This window comes from Leucobacter komagatae, from assembly GCF_006716085.1.
GTDB lineage: Bacteria > Actinomycetota > Actinomycetes > Actinomycetales > Microbacteriaceae > Leucobacter > Leucobacter komagatae.
This window is the reverse complement of record NZ_VFON01000001.1, coordinates 3263341-3282671: the sequence shown is the minus strand read 5'-3', so window position 1 is coordinate 3282671 and position 19331 is coordinate 3263341. Positions and strand designations below refer to the sequence as shown.

General features: G+C 68.3%; 18 protein-coding genes and 1 riboswitch. Of the genes, 4 read left to right on the top strand and 14 right to left on the bottom strand.

The features are described from left to right. The first annotated feature begins 89 nt into the window (after window positions 1-89). Window positions 90-995, top strand: a complete 906-nt coding sequence (locus FB468_RS14830) for a bile acid:sodium symporter family protein (protein WP_141888015.1) — start codon at window positions 90-92, stop codon at window positions 993-995. Here the strand turns inward: FB468_RS14830 and FB468_RS14825 are convergent. The 8 genes from FB468_RS14825 to FB468_RS14790 all read right to left on the bottom strand — a co-directional run bounded on the left by FB468_RS14825 (window position 992) and on the right by FB468_RS14790 (window position 7201). Beyond that, window positions 992-1171 carry a hypothetical protein gene (locus FB468_RS14825; RefSeq protein ID WP_141888014.1) on the bottom strand — a complete coding sequence of 60 codons (180 nt, stop codon included), beginning with the start codon at window positions 1169-1171 and terminating at the stop codon, window positions 992-994. The two genes, FB468_RS14830 and FB468_RS14825, sit on opposite strands and share 4 nt — an antisense overlap. Then, on the bottom strand, window positions 1168-1614 hold the full coding sequence (locus tag FB468_RS14820) for a hypothetical protein (protein ID WP_246055916.1): 447 nt from the start codon (window positions 1612-1614) through the stop codon (window positions 1168-1170). Before FB468_RS14820 ends, FB468_RS14825 begins: the two co-directional genes overlap by 4 nt. Window positions 1615-1760: 146 nt before the next feature. Next, window positions 1761-3416 carry an ABC-F family ATP-binding cassette domain-containing protein gene (locus FB468_RS14815; RefSeq protein WP_141888013.1) on the bottom strand — a complete coding sequence of 552 codons (1656 nt, stop codon included), beginning with the start codon at window positions 3414-3416 and terminating at the stop codon, window positions 1761-1763. 9 nt (window positions 3417-3425) lie between these two features. Next, window positions 3426-4205 carry an ABC transporter ATP-binding protein gene (locus tag FB468_RS14810; RefSeq protein WP_211359149.1) on the bottom strand — a complete coding sequence of 260 codons (780 nt, stop codon included), beginning with the start codon at window positions 4203-4205 and terminating at the stop codon, window positions 3426-3428. Window position 4206: 1 nt separating this feature from the next. Then, entirely contained in the window at window positions 4207-5313 is a 1107-nt protein-coding gene (locus FB468_RS14805) for an ABC transporter substrate-binding protein (RefSeq protein ID WP_141888012.1), read from the bottom strand. 2 nt (window positions 5314-5315) lie between these two features. Beyond that, on the bottom strand, window positions 5316-6089 hold the full coding sequence (locus tag FB468_RS14800) for an ABC transporter permease (RefSeq protein WP_141888011.1): 774 nt from the start codon (window positions 6087-6089) through the stop codon (window positions 5316-5318). Between the two features lie 13 nt (window positions 6090-6102). Continuing rightward, complete coding sequence (locus tag FB468_RS14795) at window positions 6103-6399, bottom strand: thiamine-binding protein (protein WP_141888010.1); 297 nt, start codon at window positions 6397-6399, stop codon at window positions 6103-6105. Further along, window positions 6393-6500, bottom strand: a riboswitch (TPP riboswitch). It overlaps the preceding gene by 7 nt. A 107-nt stretch (window positions 6501-6607) precedes the next feature. After that, complete coding sequence (locus FB468_RS14790) at window positions 6608-7201, bottom strand: TetR/AcrR family transcriptional regulator (protein ID WP_141888009.1); 594 nt, start codon at window positions 7199-7201, stop codon at window positions 6608-6610. Between the two features lie 114 nt (window positions 7202-7315). On the opposite strand from FB468_RS14790, the gene FB468_RS14785 reads away from it, so the two are divergent. Next, window positions 7316-7705, top strand: coding sequence for a DUF1304 domain-containing protein (locus tag FB468_RS14785; protein ID WP_141888008.1), 390 nt, complete (start codon window positions 7316-7318; stop codon window positions 7703-7705). Window positions 7706-7765: 60 nt separating this feature from the next. After that, window positions 7766-8788 (top strand): NADP-dependent oxidoreductase, encoded by a 1023-nt coding sequence (locus FB468_RS14780; protein WP_141888007.1) that lies wholly within the window; start codon window positions 7766-7768, stop codon window positions 8786-8788. A gap of 33 nt (window positions 8789-8821) precedes the next feature. Here FB468_RS14780 and FB468_RS14775 read toward each other — a convergent pair whose 3' ends face one another. Genes FB468_RS14775 through brnQ form a run of 3 tightly spaced genes read right to left on the bottom strand, consistent with a single transcriptional unit; the run spans window position 8822 to window position 12468 of the window. Then, a complete protein-coding gene (locus FB468_RS14775; protein ID WP_141888006.1) occupies window positions 8822-9751 on the bottom strand; it encodes an ornithine cyclodeaminase family protein in 930 nt (309 codons plus the stop codon). Window positions 9752-9809: 58 nt separating this feature from the next. Then, window positions 9810-11051, bottom strand: coding sequence for an NAD(P)/FAD-dependent oxidoreductase (locus FB468_RS14770; protein WP_141888005.1), 1242 nt, complete (start codon window positions 11049-11051; stop codon window positions 9810-9812). Window positions 11052-11058: 7 nt separating this feature from the next. Beyond that, window positions 11059-12468, bottom strand: a complete 1410-nt coding sequence (brnQ, locus tag FB468_RS14765; RefSeq protein WP_141888004.1) for a branched-chain amino acid transport system II carrier protein — start codon at window positions 12466-12468, stop codon at window positions 11059-11061. Window positions 12469-12699: 231 nt separating this feature from the next. Here brnQ and FB468_RS14760 point away from each other — a divergent pair, with 231 nt between their 5' ends. Then, window positions 12700-14454 carry a PucR family transcriptional regulator gene (locus FB468_RS14760; protein WP_141888003.1) on the top strand — a complete coding sequence of 585 codons (1755 nt, stop codon included), beginning with the start codon at window positions 12700-12702 and terminating at the stop codon, window positions 14452-14454. Here FB468_RS14760 and FB468_RS14755 read toward each other — a convergent pair. The 3 genes from FB468_RS14755 to FB468_RS14745 are packed head-to-tail and all read right to left on the bottom strand — an operon-like array spanning window position 14434 to window position 19204. Beyond that, a complete protein-coding gene (locus tag FB468_RS14755) occupies window positions 14434-15771 on the bottom strand; it encodes a PucR family transcriptional regulator (RefSeq protein ID WP_141888002.1) in 1338 nt (445 codons plus the stop codon). The two genes, FB468_RS14760 and FB468_RS14755, sit on opposite strands and share 21 nt — an antisense overlap. After that, window positions 15768-17216, bottom strand: coding sequence for a phytoene desaturase family protein (locus tag FB468_RS14750; RefSeq protein WP_141888001.1), 1449 nt, complete (start codon window positions 17214-17216; stop codon window positions 15768-15770). Before FB468_RS14750 ends, FB468_RS14755 begins: the two co-directional genes overlap by 4 nt. Then, window positions 17213-19204, bottom strand: coding sequence for a DUF3556 domain-containing protein (locus FB468_RS14745; RefSeq protein WP_211359148.1), 1992 nt, complete (start codon window positions 19202-19204; stop codon window positions 17213-17215). The genes FB468_RS14750 and FB468_RS14745 overlap by 4 nt, the downstream gene beginning before the upstream one ends. Between the last annotated feature and the right edge of the window lie 127 nt (window positions 19205-19331).

Here is a 19331-nt window from a genome sequence, read left to right as displayed (position 1 = left end):
CGCCGCACCAGGGAGGGCAGCTCCGCCAACGGGAACGCTGTCCTCCCCCAATGCGAGACTTTTGCCGTCGCATCGTTCATACTGTGGCTATGGGATCAGCGTTGACCACCATCGGATTACCCGTCGCCCTCGGCATCATCATGCTCGGCCTCGGCCTGAGCCTCCGGGTCGGAGACTTCACCAGGATTGCGAAGCACCCGCGGGCGGTGTTCATAGCGCTCGTGTGCCAGCTGCTCATCCTCCCCGCACTCTGCTTCGGCCTCGTGCTCGCGTTCAACCTCTCGCCGGTACTCGCGGTCGGCATGATGATGCTCGCGGCCTCACCCGGCGGTACTACTGCGAACCTCTACAGCCACCTGTTCCGCGGCGATGTTGCGCTCAACATCTCGCTCACGGCCCTGAACTCGGTCATCGCGGTCTTCACGCTGCCGCTCATCACGAACCTCGCGATCGCCCACTTCATGCCCGGGGAGGAAACGCTTGGTCTGCAGCTGTCGAAGACGATCGAGGTCTTCGCGATCGTGCTGCTTCCGGTCGCGCTCGGCATGTTTGTACGGTGGCAGTGGCCGACCTTCGCCGACAGGATGGACAAGCCCGTCAGGGTCGCCTCGGTCGTCATCCTGATCGTCGTCATCGCGGGCGCGATCGTGTCGAACCTCGACATGCTGCTCGAGAACCTCGGCCAGCTCGCGCTCATCACGGTGCTGTTCTGCCTGCTGAGCCTGAGCGTCGGCTTCTTCGTCCCGAGGCTCCTCAGGGTCGGGCGTACCCAGGCCATCGCGAGTTCGTTTGAGATCGGCATCCACAACGCAACGCTCGCCATTGTGATCGCGCAGACGGTGCTCGGCAACACGGAGCTGTCGCTCCCGGCCGCCGTCTACGGCGTGCTCATGTTCTTCGTCGCGCTCGCGTTCGGCTTCGGCCTCCGGGCGGCGTACCGCCGGGTGGACGCAGCCGAGGGTGCGGCAAACAGCGCCGCGGCGAGCTCTGTCTAGTTGAACATGAAGGTCGACGCGCAGGTGCCGAAGGCGATCACGAACACCGCGAAGATCGCCATCGTCACCCAGGCTTTCGCGGGGACCTGCTCGGGGTTGTCGTCGACGAGTTCGGCCTCGGGCTGAACGCTACCGCGCTCTGCGGTGTCGGGCTGGGTGCTGTCGTTCGGGGTCATGCGGGGCTCACAATCCGTGCGATATCGGAGACCATCGCGACCGTGAGGATGACGAACACGATCACGATGAACCAGGTGTACATCCACTTGCCGCGGTGATCGCTGATCCAGAAACGGCGCACGCTCACGACGCCGTTCACCGCTGCGACGACGCACAGCGCGATGCCGATGGGCGCGGCGAGCACGCCGGCGACGCCGAGGATGGGCACGAGGATCGGGATCAGCAGGTAGGTGATGAGGCAGCGCACGCCCGAGATGATGAGCGCGACGCGGAAGTTACGGTGCGCATCACGGTTGATGAACGGCGTCTTCTTCGCGCCCTCGACGCGCAGGAGGCGGCGCATGAACCGGTCAGCAGCCGAGCGTTTGACCTCCGGCGCCACCGCCTCGGGAGTCGCTGTTTCGACGCCTGCGGGTGCGGTCTCGGTGTTCGCGATAGCCATTGACTCTCCTGCTTGAGCTTCGGCGGCGGGCCGCTCAGGCCCGCGTTCTCTGCGAAATCCTAACAGCCTTTCCTTGACACGTCTGATCTGGCACCCAGGTTGACGCCACAGCCCAGCGGCCCCGCGGCTCAGCACCCTCGCGCCCCCTACAGCTCTACGACGCCGCCCGCCTCGACGTGCCAGCGGCGGTCGAGCCGCACCGTGTTCAGCATGCGCCGATCGTGCGTGACGAGCAGCAGCGCGCCCTCGTAGCTTTCGAGCGCTTGCTCGAGCTGCTCAATCGCGGGCAGGTCGAGGTGGTTCGTCGGCTCGTCGAGCACGAGCACGTTCACCCCGCGCGCCTGCAGCAGCGCCAGCCCGGCGCGGGTGCGCTCACCTGGCGACAGGTCACCCGCCGGGCGGAGCACGTGGTCGGCCTTCAACCCGAACTTCGCGAGCAGTGTGCGCACATCCGCCGACGTCATCTCGGGCACGAGCGCCTCAAACGCGTCGGCGAGCGGCTCACTGCCCGCAAACAGCGATCGGGCCTGGTCGATTTCACCGATCGCGACCGACGTGCCGAGCGCGGCGCTCCCCGAGTCGGGCTCCTGCCTGCCGAGGAGCAGCCGGAGCAGCGTCGACTTCCCGGCGCCGTTCGGCCCCGTGATGCCGACCCGCTCCCCCGCGTTGAGCTGCAGCGACACCGGCCCGAGCGTGAAGTCGCCCTGCCTGGCGACCGCGCCGTTCAGCGTCGCGACGACGGAGCTCGACCGGGGCGCCTGCCCGATGGTGAACTCGAGCTGCCACTCCTTGCGCGGCTCCTCGACCTCTTCGAGGCGCCTAATGCGGCTCTCCATCTGCCGCACCTTCTGCGCCTGCTTCTCGCTCGATTCCATCGACGCCGCGCGGCGAATCTTGTCGTTATCGGGCGCCTTCTTCATCGCATTTCTCACGCCCTGGCTTGACCACTCGCGCTGCGTGCGGGCCCGCGATACGAGGTCTGCTTTCTTCGCGGCGAACTCCTCGTAGTCGTCGCGCTTGTGCTGGCGGACGATCTCGCGCTCCTCGAGGTACGCGTCGTAGCCGCCGCCGAACACCCGGTTGCTGTTCTGGGCGAGGTCGAGCTCGAGCACCTTCGTCACGCAGCGCGCGAGAAACTCGCGGTCGTGGCTCACGAGCACCGCGCCGCCGCGCAACCCCTGTACGAAGCCCTCGAGCCGCTCAAGGCCATCGAGGTCGAGGTCGTTCGTCGGCTCGTCGAGCAGCACGATGTCGAACCGCGACAGGAGCAGCGCGGCGAGGCCGACGCGCGCTGCCTGGCCGCCCGACAGCGAGGTCATGAGCGCCTCGGGGGCGAGCCCCAGACCCAGCTCGGCGAGCACGGCCGGGAGGCGTTCTTCGAGGTCGGCCGCGCCGCTCGCGAGCCACCGGTCGAGCGCCGCGGAGTACACGTCTGCGGGATCCGGATCCCCCGCTCCCTGCGCGGCGGGGTCTCCGAGGGCCTCCGCCGCCCGGTCCATCTCGACCGTCGCCTGCGCGCAGCCGGTGCGCCTGGCGACGTAGGCGGCGACGGTCTCGCCCGCGACGCGCTCGTGCTCCTGCGGCAGCCAGCCGACGAACGCGTCCTGCGGCGCGAGCTGCACGGTGCCCGACTGGGGCACGAGCTCGCCCCCGAGGATGCGCAGCAGCGTCGACTTCCCGGCGCCGTTCACCCCGACGACCCCGACGACATCGCCCGGGGCGACAGTGAGGTCGAGGTCTTCGAAGAGGGTGCGGTGCGCGTATCCGCCCGCGATCGCCTGGGCGACGAGAGTTGCAGTCATCATGCCAGCTTACGCACTGCCGCCGAGCCAGCCGAGCAGCCTGCGCGCGGCCCCGCGGTCGCCCCCGTCATCGTGCTCGCGCAGCCTGGTCGCCGCGTCGGGTCGCTCTTCGACGTGCACGATGCGCCCGGGCCGCGCGCTCAAGACGAGGATCCGATCGGCGAGCAGCAGCGCCTCGTCAATGTCGTGCGTGACGAGCAGGATCGGCCGACCGTCGCTCGCCACGATGCCCGTGAGCCAGTGCTGCAGCTGTCTCCGGGTGAGGGCGTCGAGCGCGCCGAGCGGCTCGTCGAGCGCGAGCACCTTTTGCGGCATCAGGAAGGTGCGCATGAGCGCGACCCGCTGGCGCATGCCGCCCGACAGCTCGTCGGGCCACGCCTCGGCGTTCCCCGCGAGCCCGAAGCGTTCAAGCAGCGCGAGCGCCTCCGCCCTCGCCGTAGCGCGGTCGCGGCCGCAGGTCTCCGCCCCGAGCGTCGCGTTGTCGAGCACCCGCAGCCACGGGAGCAGGGCGTCGCGCTGCGGGTGATACGCGACCCCGCCGGGCTTGCCCGACAGCTGCGCCCCGCCGAGGAGCGCTCGCCCGGAGGTCGGGGCCTCGAGGCCCGCGAGTAGCCTAAGCAGCGTCGATTTCCCGCAGCCGCTCGGCCCGAGGATGGCCGTCAGTGTGCCGGCCTCGGCCTCAAACGAGACGTCCTCGAGCACGGGCACGCCGCGCCCCCGGCGCGAGAACCAGCCCGCGCCGGGCTGCGGGAACGCGTGCGAGATCGACTCGACCCTGAGGGTGCTCACGCTAGTCGCCCGGCAGGTACTCGTTGGTCCATGCTCCCTCGACGGGCGAGGCGTCGTCGAGCATTTTCGCCTGCACGAGGAAGTCGGTGAAGGTCTGCCACACCGTCTCGTCCATCTCGCCAAACTTCCCCTGGGCGGTGAAGCGGGGCGCGTAGTAGGCGACCGCGCGTTCCACGAGCCCCTCGTCGAGCTCGGGCGCGGCTTCAAGGAGCGCCTTGGCGCCCGCGGCGGGGTCACGCACGACCTCGTCGTAGCCTCGGCTCGTTGCGTTGAGGAAGGCTTCCGCGGTCGCCGGATCCTTCGCCATGTTCGTGGCGTTGCCAACGATCACGGGCGTGTACCAGTTCGGGATGCAGTCTTGGTGGTCGGCCATCGGCAGAATCACCACGTCGTCGGCTGCGGCCTTCGCGCGCTGCGCGTCCCAGCCGCCGAAGACCCAGGTCACGTCAAACTTGCCCTGTTCGAGGCCCGCGAGGTAATCGACGTTACCGATCTCGATGAATTCGACCTCCTTTGGGTCCCCGCCGCCGCAGGTCGTGAGCGCCGACATAATCTCGGTCTCGAGCGCCCCGCCGTAACCGCCGTAGGTGAGGCCGGCGAGCGAGCTCAGTTTCTCGCTGAAGCCCGAGCGCTTCACGCCCATGAGCACCGAGTCGTTCACGGGCAGGAGCGTCGCGACCGCCTCGAGGTCCATCCCGGCCGCGCGCGCGGGCAGCAGCGACTCGGCCTGCGAGATGCCGAACTCTGCGCGGCCCTCGGCGACCGAGGCATCGGCCCCGATCCCGTCGCCCGGTTCAAGGATCTCAACGTCGAGACCGGCCTCCTCGTACAGCCCGTGATCCTTCGCGTAGTAGATGCCCGCGTGGTGCGCATTCGGCGTCCAGTTGAGCATAAGCGTGACGGGGGTGAGCGCGGTTCCCCCGGCGGCCGAGCCGCCGTCGGTGCCACCGCCCCCGTTTGCCCCGGGGCCCGACGCGGCGCAGCCCGCGAGCAGCAGCGAGCCTGCGAGTGCCGCGGCGACCCCGGTGCGGCGCGCGGCGGTCGCGGTCGTGGCGGTTGCGGCCTTCGAGAGCTTTGTGGTCTTCGTGGTCTTTGTGTGAGCGGCCATGGTTAGACGCCCTTTCTGTTGGGTGTGGATCGGAACCGCGCCAGCACGGTGTCGCCGATCAGGGATGCGAGCCAGAAGAGCAGCACGCCGAGCACGGCGATGACGCCGACCGCGGCGAAGAGCTGATCCATCCGGTAACTCGCCTGTGAACGTTGGAGGTAGACGCCGAGCCCGATGGAGGAGCCCATCCACTCGGCGATGATTGCGCTAAACACGACGTAGCTCGCGGCGACCTTCGCACCCGCGACGATCGCGGGGATCGCCCCCGGCAGCCTCACCCGGCGCAGCACCGTGAACGGTGACGCACCCATCGAAACCAGCAGGTCGACGAGGTACCTGTCGGCGTCGCGCATCGCCGCGCTCGCGCTAATCGCGATCGGGAAGAACGCGCCGAGCGCCACGACAAGGATCTTCGGGAACGCCCCGAACCCCATCGCAGAGATGAGGATCGGCGCGAGCACGACGGGCGGGATCGCCTGGCTCGCGATGAGCAGCGGTTCTGCCGCCCGTCGCAGGGTGGCGGACAGGCCAAGCGCGATCCCGATCGCGACGCCACCGAGCGCCCCGAGCGCGAAACCCGAGAGCGCGATCTTGAGCGTCGCGGCGAGGTGCGAGCCGAGCAGCGCCCGATCGCCCCAGCCCGCCGCCCACACGCTTGAGGGCGACGGGATGAGGTACGCGGGCACGCCTGTGAAGCGCACGAGCAGACCCCACGCGAGCACCAGGCCTGCGACGGCGAGGAACACGGGGAGGATCTGCCGCGTGAGGATTCTCACGGCGGCCGGCGGGCTAGTGCGTGATGCGGGCGGCGAGGTCGGTCATCGAGGCTTCGATGACGTCGTCCTTCGCTTCGAGGATGCGGAAGTGCGTCATCACGCGATCGGCCCCGGCCGTAAGCGTCGCGTCGTGCAGCTCGCGCATGAGCGGCCACAGCTCGTCAGCCGGTCCCTGAATGGTCGTGCCGAGCGCGCCGACCTCGTATTCGAGGCCGCTCTGCTCGATGACGCGAATCGCGCCTTCGACGCAGCTGTACCGACCGTTTTCGTCTCCCATGGGAGTGGGTGAGACATGAACATGGATCAACATAGTGACCGCTTCCCTCCGCTCGTGCTAACGAGATCAGGTTCCTGGGGTGGTTCGCCTCATTCGGCAAATCTCAGCCCGTTCGGGCCCCCCCAGCGGATGTGTACTGGAACCCTCAGCATAGCGACGAACCCAGCGGTCGGGTCAAGCGCCGGAGTGTCGGCGTGCTGGCGCGCTGCGTCGCGGCCCTGTGACCTCAGCCCTGCAGCCCTCAGCCCTGTGCGGCGCGCTCGCCGATGAGCGCGAGCGCGGCGTCGATGCTCGCGACCGCCGCATCCGGGGTGACGCGCACGAGCGCGACGGCAGCGATCACGAGGCCCGTGCAGACATCGGCAAGCACGGCCACCTCGGTGTCGGCCGCTGCCGGAAACCTGGCGGCGACGCCGTTCGCGAAGGCTCCCCGCAGCTCAGCCCGATAGTCGGCGATGACCCGTGAGACGGTGGCGTCCTGCGAGATCGGCGCGCCCGCAGCGTTCACGAGCAGGCAACCGCTCGTCGCGGCCGTCGTGCCCGCATCGAGGAGCGCCGCGCGCAGCCCGGCGAGGTACCCCTCGAGCGCGCCCGCGGCGACCGTTGGGGCGGTGAGCGGCGCGAGCCGGGGGCGGATGACCTCGGTCAGGTAGCTCTCGATGACGGTCTCAAACAGCCCCTGCTTCGACCCGAACGCGTGGTAGATGCTCGAGCGCTTCAGCCCCGTGGCCGATTCGAGGTCAGGGATCGAGCTCGCTTCGTACCCGTTCGCCCAGAACACGCCTCGAGCCGCGCGCACGACCTCCGCGGTGTCGAACTGCTGCGTGCGACCCATACTGTCTCCTCAAAATGATTGCGCGAACGCCCCTCTCGTTATATTGTACTGACCGTTACAGAATTTTGCGAACGCGGCCCGCGGCCGGCGCTCACCGAGAGAATCGAGCCACCCATGATGATCACAGGCCTTGTGCTGACCGGTATTGCGGCACTCATCCACGTGTTCATCTTCTACCTCGAATCCATCGCCTGGACGAGCGCGCGGGCGCGCCGCACGTTTGGCACGGGCACCGTCGAGCAGGCCGAGGCGCAGCGCACGCTCGCCTTCAATCAGGGGTTCTACAACCTGTTTCTCGCGGTCGCCGTGTTCCTCGGCATCGTCGTCGTAGCGCTGGGCAACGTGCCCGTGGGGGCAACCCTGGTCTTCACAGGCGCGGGCTCTATGGTCGCGGCAAGCCTCGTGCTTGGCCTCTCGTCACCAGACAAGCTTGGCGCCGCAGCGAAGCAGGGCCTCGTGCCGGCGCTCGGCATCATCGCGCTGGCGATCGGTCTCCTCGGGTAGCCGGGCGGCCCCCGCATCCACCTCCCGCTTTCACGTACCCCACCTCACAAAGGAGCACACATGAGTCAGTCAACGAGCACCCAAATTCGCCTCGCCCGCCGCCCCACAGGCTGGCCCGTGCACGAAGACTTCGAGACCGCTACCGTCGAGTACGGCGATCTCGCGCCTGGCGAGGTGCGGGTGCGCAACGAGTTCGTCTCGGTCGACCCGTACATGCGCGGGCGCATGAGCGATGCCCGCAGCTACGTTGCGCCCTACGAGCTCGGCGCCGTGATCTCTGGCGGGGCCGTCGGCAGGGTCGTCGAGTCAGCGAACGATTCACTGCCCGTCGGCACCGCCGTCTTGCACCAGCACGGCTGGACCGACGTGGCGCAGGCCGACGGCGCGAAGTTCCGGGCACTGCCCGAACTCGCCGGAGTACCGCTCTCCGTCCACCTGCACATGCTCGGCATGACCGGGCTCACCGCCTACGTCGGCCTCACGACCATCGCGGGCCTGCGCGAGGGCGACACCGTCTTCATCTCGGGCGCCGCGGGCGCCGTCGGCACCGCCGCAGGCCAGATCGCGAAGCTCTTGGGCGCTGGCAGGGTGGTCGGGTCGGCAGGCTCGCCAGAGAAGGTGGCGCTGCTGACCGAGAAGTACGGCTACGACGCGGCGTTCAACTACAAAGACGGCCCGGTGCGAAAGCTGCTCGCAGAGGCAGCGCCCGACGGGGTCGACGTGTTCTTCGACAACGTCGGCGGAGACCACCTCGAGGGCGCCCTCGCCGCGATGAACGACGGCGGTAGGCTCGCGCTTTGCGGTGCGATCGCCGCGTACAACGCCACCGAGCGCCCCGTCGGCCCCTCGAACATGGCGAACATGATCACTCGCGCACTCACGATGCAGGGCTTCACCGTCGGTGCGCACTGGGACAAGCTGCCCGAGTTCACCGAACGCATGTCCGCGTGGTTTGGCGAGGGCAAGATCGCCTACGACGAAACCATCGTCGACGGCATCGACAACACCATCGACGCGTTCCTCGCGATGATGCGCGGCGCGAACACCGGCAAGATGCTCGTTCGCGTGGGGGCAACCGAGTAGCGGCGGGCCCCGCAAGGATTCCGGTCGGTGAAGCTACGCGGGCGGCGTCAGCCCCGACGCGACAGCAAGGTCTTGCCACGACATACCCGTGCCCTTGAAGACGTTCGGGCGGCTGGGGTCGCGCACAATCTCGCCCCGCACGAGGCCTGCGAGGGGCTGCATCGAGTTGACGTCAAGGTTCCCCTCGGCCGCCGCCATGATGACGTCGCCGGCCTCGCGCAGCGCGGTCGCCTGGTCTTCGACGACGACGAGCGCGCGGCCCATGAGGTCGCCCGGGATCTCGCGCCTGTCGGGCTCGTGCGAGCCCATCGCGGCAACGCAGGCGCCGTCGCGCACGAGCGAACCGTCAAACACCGGGTCTTTTGCCGACGTCGCGCAGAGCACGATGTCGGCTTCGGCGACGTCCGCGGGGGTGCCGACGCTCGCCGAGATCCCGAGCTCGGCGAGCTTCGCCACCGCTGGTGCGGTGCGCTCGGGGTTGCGCCCGACAAGCTTGATGTCGGTGAGCTCGCGGATGCGCGAGAAGGCGACGACGTGGTCGATCGCCTGCGGCCCGCTACCGAACACGACGAGACGCTGCGCGTCGGGCTCCGCGAGCCTGTCAACCGCGACCGCGGTGGTCGCGGGCGTGCGGATCACCGTGAGCGCCGACCCGTCAACGAGCAGCTGGGGAGTGAGGGTCTCAGCGTCCATGAGCAGGTAAAGGGCCTGAATGCGGGGCTTGCCCTTCGCAGGGTTGTCGGGCGAGACCGACGCGATCTTCACCCCGACCGACTGCCCGAGGCTCGACGGCATGAGCAGCAGGTGCCCCGCCCCAGCGTCAACCGACTGCCTCGCGGGGTCATCGGCCGGGTCGAAGCCCTCCAGCAGCGCGCGCTCGATGAGGCCGCGCGCGGTGTCTGGGTCGATCTGGGCGCGCACGTCCGCGGCTGAGAGGAACGGCAGTCCGGTCGGGGCAATCATGGAGTTCTCCTTGCTGGCTGGGTGGTGAAGGGGTTCGGCGAGGGGCGGCTGCCCGAGCCTAGAAGCGGTTCGCGGAGACGCCCCGCAACAGCTCGGGCACGGGGCCGCCACCAACGAGGTCGGTGATGAGCTTGCCCGTCGTGGGCGCCAGGCTGATGCCGAGCATGACGTGCCCCGTCGCGACAAGCACGTTCGGGTGCTTCGCGAGCGCGCCGATGATCGGGAGGCCGTCTGGCGTCGTCGGGCGCAGCCCCGTCCACGGTTCGGGGGCACCGTCGATGTCGGGCCAGCCCTCGAAGTATCCGCTCACACCGGTGAGGATACCGCCGGCGCGGCGACGCTTGATCGACTCATCGACGCCGGTGAAGCCCATCGTGCCAGCAAGTCGCACCTTCGTGTCGAGCGGCGTGATCGCCACCTTCGCCTCGGCGAGGTAAATCGGCTTCGTCGGGCCGCCGGGCACGACCGGGAAGTCGTAGCCGTAGCCCTTGCCCGACTGCAGCGGCACGCGCTCGCCGATGCCGCGCAGCACCTCGTTGGTCCAGGCGCCAGCGGCGACGACGACTCGGTCGGCTCGGAGCGTCTCGGCGCCCACCTGTACGGAGACGCCACCACCGGTGGCCTGCTCGAGCGATGCGGGCGCGCCAAGCCTGAGCTCGACGCCCTCGCGCTCGCAGGCCGCCGCGAGGCCGCGCACGAACGAGCCGGGGTCGACCGAGCGGTCGCCCCGCGACTCGATGCCGGCAACCACCCGGTCTGAGAGCACGGGCTTGTGCGCCTTCAGGTCTGCCTCGCTCATGTGGTTCCACGAAAACCCGGGCAGCTTGCCGTCCAAGAGTTCGAGCTCGGTGACCCGGCCCTCGACCTTGTGTCCGTCGGTGAAGAGCATCGACAACGGCTGCTCGTGCTGCTCGAATTCGACGCCCTCGGACGCGAGCTCGTCAAAGTCCGACAGCGCCGTCGCGCTGAGCGCGGCGAGCACCGCCGACCCCTCGCGGAAGCGCGCGTCGGTGCAGCTACGAAGCATGCGCAGCATGAACCCGATGAAGCTCGGCTTGAGCGAGGGTGTCACGTACAGCGGGCTGTCGGGCTGCACCATCCACTTCATGGCCTGCAGCATCATGCCGGGCGCTGGGACCGGTGTCGACATGCTCGGAATCAACCAGCCCGCGTTGTGCCCCGAGGCTTTCGCCGCGAGCGGCGCCTGGTCGACAACGGTCACCTCGTGGCCGGCCTTGCGGAGGTAGTACGCGGATGCCAGGCCGACAGCGCCGGCTCCGATCACGATGACACGGGTCATGCGGGTGTTACGCCTTTCGTGAGGAGGCACGCGCCTCGGAGTGGTCGGTGACGGGTTCGTCAATCACGGAGATGTGCGCGGTGCGGTCGATCGCGGGCTCACCCTTCGCCAGCCCAACGACGTAGCCGATCACGCCGCCGAGCACCGCGGGGATGATCCACCCGCCGTTGTCGGCGAACATGGGCAGCCACGAGAAGAAGCCGTTGAGCTCGTCGACGAAGTTGCCCGACGCCTTCACTGCGTCGAGGATCGCGATCGATCCGGCCCCGATGGTCGCCCCGACGTAGACCGCGCGGCGCCCGCCGAAGAAGCGGTCGAGGAGCGCGAGCACGATGAGGGTCATGCCGAGCGGGTAGAGCAGGAAAAGGATCGGGAGCGCAGCGGAAAGCACTGCCTGCAGCCCGAAGTTCGCGATGACGAGACCGACTGTGGCGTGGATCCATACCCACGCCTTGTACGACACCTTCGGGAACTGCTTTGCGAAGTAGTCAGCGACTGCGGTGAGGCACGCGACGAGCGTCGTGATGCCGGTGAGGAAGATGACGAGGCCGATCATCAGCACCCCCGGGTAGCCGAGCAGCGTGCGGGCCGCCTCGGCGATGACAGTTCCACCGTTGTCGGGGCGGCCGATCGAGTCGACGCTCGAACCACCGATCCAGGCGAGCGAGATGTGCAGCAGCGCGAGGCCTATGACCGTGATGATGCCGGCCTTCAAGAACGTGAACGAGATGCCCTTGCGGGTCGTGATGCCCTGGCCGCGAATCGACTGGATGAAGACGCCGGCGAACACCAGGGCCGCGAGCGCGTCCATCGTGAGGTAACCCTCGGTGAAGCCCTTAATGAACGCGCCGTTCTTGTAGGGGTCGACGGCGGGGTGCAGCTCACCCATCGGGGTGATGAGCGACTTCACGACGATGATGATGAGCAGCACCGAGAAGATCGGCGTGATGACCTTGCCAACGCGGTCGACGAGCTTCGACGGCGTGAGTGAGAGGTAGACGCCGAGCAGCGTGAAGATCACCGAGAAGATGATGAGCGGCCAGGTGCCTTGCGTGAGCTCGGGGCCGAGGATCGGCTTCACCGAGATCTCGTACACAACCGAGGTCGTGCGCGGGTTCACGTAGAGCGGCCCAAGCGCGAGGAACAGCAGGATGCAGAACACGAACGAGTACACGGGGTGCACGCGCGAGGCGAGCTGCTCTACCGTGCCGCCGGCCATCGTGAGGGCGACGATCGCGAGGAGCACGAGGCCGACGCCGGTGATGAGGAAGCCCGACATCGGGATCCACATCTCGCTGCCCGCGGCCTGACCGACCATCGGGGCGAAGATCGTGTTACCCGCACCGAGGAACATGGCGAAGAGCAGCAGGCCGAGGGCCAGCATCTGGAACGGCGAGAGTTTCCGGTCTCTGGTCATCGCGCACCCCCTCGGGTCGAGCTGGTCTGGTTGGGCACGGCGGCTGAGGGTCCCTCAGGCGCGAAAGGCGTGTGTTGCACGTTCTCCTCCTTGAGCTGGCAAAAGAAATCTGGCGGCGTGTGGGCAGGCTCGAAAAGCCAGTCGTCGCCGCACGTCCGCTCCATCGAACCACACGAGGCCAGCCCCATTCCTCGGGCAAAGTACCTAATTTATCGGGATATTATGGGCACTATGTACGGACAGTTCGCGCGCGCGGAAGAACTGGATCGCCCGCACGCGGGCGCGATCCCGCTCTCCGAGATCGCGACCGCACTCGACGCCGCGGTCCGCGAACTGGTTCCCGCCGAGCCCGAACCAGGATCCGGATCGCGGCCCACGCCCCGCGTACACACCGTCGCGCTCGCCGAGTTTGCCGACCTTGCCTCCCCCGTTCCGTCCGCGCCGCCGGCCGACCTCGTACTGCCCGTCGGCGTCGCAGCGGAGCACGTGGCGACGTGGCTCCGCGGCTTGGGCGCGCGGCCCGACGCTGAGCGCCCCGTCGCCCTCATGGTCAAGGAGGACATCGACGGGCCCGCCCTGCGAGCGGCCGCCTCCGAGGCCGGGCTGGCGATGATTGTGGTCGATCGTATGGCGCGCTGGGACCTGCTGCTCGCCGCGATCCACCGGCGGCTCGAACGGGCGCAGTCACGCGAGACGGCCCCGCCCGGCGCGGGCGAAAACGCCGCGTTCAGCGACCTCGCCGAGCTCGCGTCCGTGATCGCCGCGGGCGCCGGCGGCATGGTGACGATCGAGCGCCCCGACTCGAGCGTGCTCGCCTATTCCCCGTCCGACGGCACCGCCGACGGGCTCCGGGCCCGGGCCATCCTCGGCCGGGTCGCGCCGGAGGACTCGATGGTGCTGCTCGGCGCCTGGGGCGTGGTGAAGCGGATCCAGAACACGACCGAGGTCGTCGCCGTTCCTGCGCACGCCGAACTCGGGATGCGGCCGCGATTGGTGACCGGAATTCACTCCCCCAGCGGCCAGTTCATCGGCTCGATCTGGGTGCAGGAGGGCGCGAACGGGTTCAGCCCCGACGCCGAGACAGTCGTGCGGGGTGGCGCCTCAGCGGCGTCACGCGTGCTCACGCGCGAGCTCGAGGCACCGTCGGCGACGGAGCTCATGCTGCAGCGGGTGTTCGGGGAGCGCGGCGGGATCGACGCGGGCACTGCGTCAGCGTTTCTCGGTCTGCCGACGCTCGGCGACGCGGCGCTGATCGGCATCGCGCTGCCGGGCGCCGCCGAGGACGGGGGCGGGGCGGTCGCCAGTGTTGCCGGGGTCGCCGGGGTTGCCGGGGTTGGGGTCGCCGGGGTTGCGAAGATGCTGCGGTTGCACGTCGGGGCGTTTGCGCCGCAGGCGCGGTTCGTGCTGCTCGGAGAGCGCGCCTACGTGCTGCTTCCAAACCTCTCGGGCGGCCACAGGCTTGAGGAGTGGGCGGAGATGCTCGTCGCGAAGTTCGATGCCCCCGGCGCGCGTTCGATGCCCCCCGAGACGACGCCAATGCGGGTCGCGATCGTCGCCCCCGTCACGGGGTTTGAGGAGGTTGCCGGGGCCCGCGCCGAGGCAGACCGGGTGCTCGATGCGATCGCTGGGAGCGGCACCCGCGTCACTTCCCTCACCCAGTCGCGCACGTCCGTGCTGCTGCGAGAGGCATTCGAGCTGCTCGGCGAACGGCCGGAGCTCATCGACCCGCGGTTCGACACGCTGCGCGACTACGACGAGCGGCACGGGGCCGAACTCGTTGCGAGCCTGCGGCGCTACGTCGACACGGGCTTCAACGCGCGCGAGGCGGCCCGCCTGCTCGGGGTGCACCCGAACACGCTGCGCTACAGGCTGCAGCGCGCGCAGGAGATCACCGGGCTCGACCTCAGCCGCACGGAAGACCGCCTCCTCGCTGCGCTGCAGCTTGAGCTCGCGGCGCGGGCTGCGTCAGCTACCCTCGCCAAGTAGGTCGAAGAGCTTCAGCGCGAGCGAAATCTCCATGCCATCGGCTCGCCTGCCGCCGCGCTCAGACTCGAACTTCGCGACTCGCTGGCGCACGGTGTTGCGGTGCAGCCCGAGCAGCTCGGCCGTCTTCGAGGAGTTCTCGCCGGTCGCGTAGAACGTCGCAAGCGTCTCGCGAAGCGCGGCCTGCTGCTCCCCCTCGGACGCGACGTCCCCGAGCACCTCCCGGGTCCACGTTATAGCGCTCTTCGTGTCGTGCATGAGCAGTGACAGAAACCCGACGTCGGGGTCGCTGAACGCCACCAGCTGGGCTTCTCGGAACCGCTGGGCGCCGAGCGCGACGAGCCGCGCCTTCGCGGCCTGCTCGTGGCTGCGCCTGAACCCTGAGACGCCGCTGCCGGGCACCCCAATGGCAACCCGCACATTGTTCGCCTCGGCAGACTCGGCGAGCTTCGCGATGCGTGTGAGGGCATCAGGTGCAAGCTCGGTTGTCGGGGTCGCGACCCATGCCCACGCCGTCGTACGATCCGCAGCGGTGATCAGCGGCGGCTTCGTTGACTGCAGGATCGCGGCTATCCGTCTGAGCAGCTGGTCGACCTGCCGCTGATCCTCCGTCGTCGAATTGTCGAACTCGAGCCACGCGATGAGCGCGATGTGGTGCTGATCAAGCGAGTACTTCGTGCGCGCTTCGAACCCAGCGGACGAGATCGGCTCGCCGCGCAGTGTCTTGAGCACGGCTGCCGCATTCGTCACCGCACGCGCGGTCCACCATTTTGCCTGCTCGGCGACGAAGACGTTCGTCACGTACTGGAGCATCCAGTCAATGTAGTTGTGAATCACGTCGGTGATGCGGCGGACGAGGTTCATTTGCAGGTCTTGGTCGTCGAGCCCGAGCGCGTCGACCATGTCGATGCCTCGGCGAACCACCATCGATTGGCCAAGGTAGTACGCGCGCGTGAGCGAGCCAAGCTGCACGTCGCGCTGCGCGAGCCGCATGGCGTACTCGACGGCGGCCGTGCTCGGCTGAACTGATTCAATCGCGATGTCGTTCGTGAGGATGTGCCCGATGGTCCACACGTTTCCGTCAACGCTCGCGCGCAGCATCTGCACGAGTTGGGCGTCTTGGTCGAGACCCGCGACCCTGTCTGACAGCAGCGCTGTCATCTCGTCGACGATCTGTGGCGTGTCCTCCTGCAGGGTGTACCCCACGCGGGCGATGAGTTCGCGCAGCTGCAGGTCGTGAGCCGCAGACTCCGGGCGAACCACCCTGCGAGGCGCGGGCTGCCCTGAACCGGCAGCGCCCTCGCTTCCGCGGCCCGTCACGCCCCTATCCTCTCGAGCGGCGCGCGGCTTCCCCGCTGCAGCACGTCGAGGGCGCGGTTCGCCGCGTTGAACCCGCCCATCCCGTGAATCCCAGGGCCGGGCGGCGTCGCAGCCGAGCACAGGTAGACACCGGGCGTTCCAGTGTCGTAGGGCTGAGCGCTGAGCCGGGGGCCGAGAAGGAACTGGAGGGGAGACTTCGCGCCGGTGAGAATGTCGCCGCCGATGAAGTTCGCATTCTCGGCTTCGCTCTCGGCCGGCGTGCGGGCACGGAGGCCGACGATCCGGTCTCGGAACCCCGGTGCGAACCGCTCGATCTGCGCGATGATGTGTTCGGTGGCGTCGCCCGGGTAGCCGTTGGGCACGTGCGCGTAGGCGTACACGGGGTGGATGTCGCCGTTCGCTCGCGCGGGGTCGGCGGCGGCCTGTTGACCGACGAGCACGAAGGGCCGCTCCGGCATCCGCCCGGCAGCGATAACGCGCTCGGCGGCGACGATCTCTGCCGCCGCGCCACCCAGGTGGACGGTGCCCGCCTGCGCGATCTCGGGGTCGCGCCAGGGAACCCCGCCCGACACCGCGAAGTCAACCTTGAATGCCGCTGGTCCCGGCACAAATCTGCGGTACGCCCGGCGATCCTGCTCTGGCTGCTGCTCCGCAAGAATGCCGGCGGCAGCGCGCGGGTGCACGTCGAGAATGGTGATGTCTCGCGGGGGCAACTCGTGGAGTCGGGTGACCAGTTGGCCGGTCTCGAAGCGCACGCCGAGGCCGCGCAGTAGAGCGATGTGCGCGCCGGTGAATACCCCGGTGCCGCCCTTCACTACCGGCCAGCCGACCGCATGCCCTGCGATGATGATGCCGGCTCCGATGCCCGTCACGAGCGGCTGCGTGAGCGGCTGCAGCGCGTGCGCCGCGACGCCCATGAACAGCGCGCGGGCGCGCTCCTCGCGGAAGATCTTTCCGACGAGCGCGGGCGGCGGGCCGGCGACGAGCCCCATCCGGGCGAGCAGCATCGGGTGCCGCGGCACGCGCAGCATCGGGGCCATGATGACCCCCGAGAGCGTGTCGAACGCGCGAGCCGAGGGGCCGAACGCGGCAGCCCAGCGGGAGCCGTCACGCCCGAGGCCAGCGGCGGTCTCATCGATCGAGGTCCGCAGGATGCCGGGCTCGCCGCGGTCAAGCGGGTGGGCTGCGTCGATCGGGGCATACGCCCACTCGACGCCCATCGCCGGCAAGTCGAGCGTCTTGAAGAAAGGCGATCCTGGCGCCATCGGGTGCACGGCCGCGCAGTGATCCTGCACCAGCCCCTCGAGGGGGGACTCGACTGAGCGAGCTCCCCCTCCGAGCTGGTTCGCCGCTTCGACGACGGTGACGTTGACACCGGCGCGGGCAAGCACGGTCGCGGCCGCGAGCCCGTTGGGCCCGCTTCCCACTACGACCGCTGTGGTCATGGCTTCCTAACCTCCACGAGTTGCTCCGATTCGGCGACGAACTGGTTGAGCGCGGCGGTATCCACTCCGAGCGTCTCTGCGTCGTCGAGCGGTTCTGGCACCGCATCTGGCCCAACAATATCGGTTGCGGTGAACCGGAGCTGCTCGAATTCGGGCGAGCGCCACGTCACCGTCAGCGGGATCGGCCCATCGGGTAGCCACGGCTGGGCTGCCACAGCGTCTTTCACCCGCCAGTGGCCCCGCTCGACGACGCCGAGCGCCGCGTCGATGAGGCGGTACTCCTGCACCCCACTCCACAGTGCTTCAGACTCCACCCAGGCGACGATGAATTCCCCCGGCTCGAACTGAGCTTGCTCCTGGATCGCTGCGATGAGTTCTTCGTTGTGGAAGTGCCCCTCTCCGAAGTTGAAGCCGATCATGGCGTTGCACCCGAACTCTGCTTCGCGCACCCGACGGTGGTCGATGTCTGGCACGTCTTCAAGAAGCACGGAGAACAGCCCGCGGCCCTGTGAGTGCAGCGACCGCCACCCGATGGTCATCTGCAGGAAAGTCTCGGCGAGCGGGTACGGCAGCCCCATCGTCTGGAGCTGGTCGATCTGGTCGGTCGTCGGCCGGTAGACGCGGTGCAGCTTGCGCTCGGCGTCGGGGTGGATCGCCCAGAGCGCTGAGGCCCAGTTGCCACCGTACTGCCGGAGCGACGCGAGGAACGACACCTTGTCGGGGCGGATGCTGCCGAAGATCACGAAGAACACCGGGATCGCGATCACCGCGAACGGCAGCCACGACTGCGACATATCGAACACGCTGAACCCCACGCCGTTCGGGTAGCCGATGAAGAAGACGACGGCGCAGATCGCGAACAGCATGTTCCACTCGAGTGGCACGGCGAGCGGGAAGGTCGAGATGATGAACAGGCAGAACCCGACCATGAGCAGCGTCGCGAGGGTCACGGTGAGTTGGCCTCCGAGCGCACCGCCAGCGACGAACAGCATCACGAGTGGCGCGCCGATCTCGACGATCGTGCCGAGCACGTGGGCGATGAGGTGCGCGGGGCGGCTCGGGCGCAGGTCGCTGCCCTCGAAGTCCTTGTACATCGACTTCTTCAGCCAGCGCGGCGGCCAGAACGGAGTGTTGCTGAGCATCGGCGGGATGACCAGGCTGAAGTGTCGGTTGAGCTTCGAGAAGCCGGCCCCGACCCAGACCGTGACGAGGAAGATCTTCAGCGCGATAATCATGTCCGAGACCTCGAAGAAGTTCGGGAACACGATGAAGAAGACGATCGGCAGCAGGTACTGCTCTGCGCGGGCAGCGAGGAAGATCGTCTTGTCGCGCAGACCGATGACGAGCAGCAGAGCGACCGCGAAAATGAGCGGCGTCGTCTGAATGAGCAGGAAGCTCTCGGCGTGCTGCGAAAGCCAGGCAGGGACGCCGTTCGCGGGGTCCGTGAGGAACGCCTGGAACCTGGCGAGCGCCGGTAGCTCGGCAGCCGTCTGGCCCGGCATGAGCAGGGCAGTGCCCATGGCGAACAGGAACCCGTAGTAGAGGAACACGTCGAACACGGTTCGACGGTTGCCGCCGGTGAACGGAACCCACTTGTAGGGGCTGAGCTTGATCGTCCCGGGCCTGGACCAGAACAGTATCCCGCCGGTGAGCGGGCCGAACTTGCCTGCGAGCGGGCCCCACGAACCCGCGACCCCAATGGCGTCGAGCAGCATCGTCATGACGAGCAGCTTCTGATACACGATGGGGTTCATCCACCACGACCCCGGATCAAGCGGGTTCAGGTGCGAGGTAAGCGTGACGAGCAGCACGCCGCCGATGAGCCACGCGCCGAAGACCTTTGCGAGGTAGAGCACCGAGATGTTTCGCGCGGCGCCGAACCCCCACTCGGCCCACTGCGTCGTGAGTACCTTCAGTCGTTCCCGCAGCGGGCGTTGAATGAACGTTTCGGGCTCCACATTCGGGAACCTCGTTTCGGTAAAACCCATGACAACTCCTTTGGTGACAGGTTTCTCTTGGATAGGACGCGGCATTCAATCCCGTTTTGGGTACCGCAATGAGTGCTGTCAGCCTTGGGGCCGACAACCGGGGTGACGGTCGATTCGCCGTCAGACG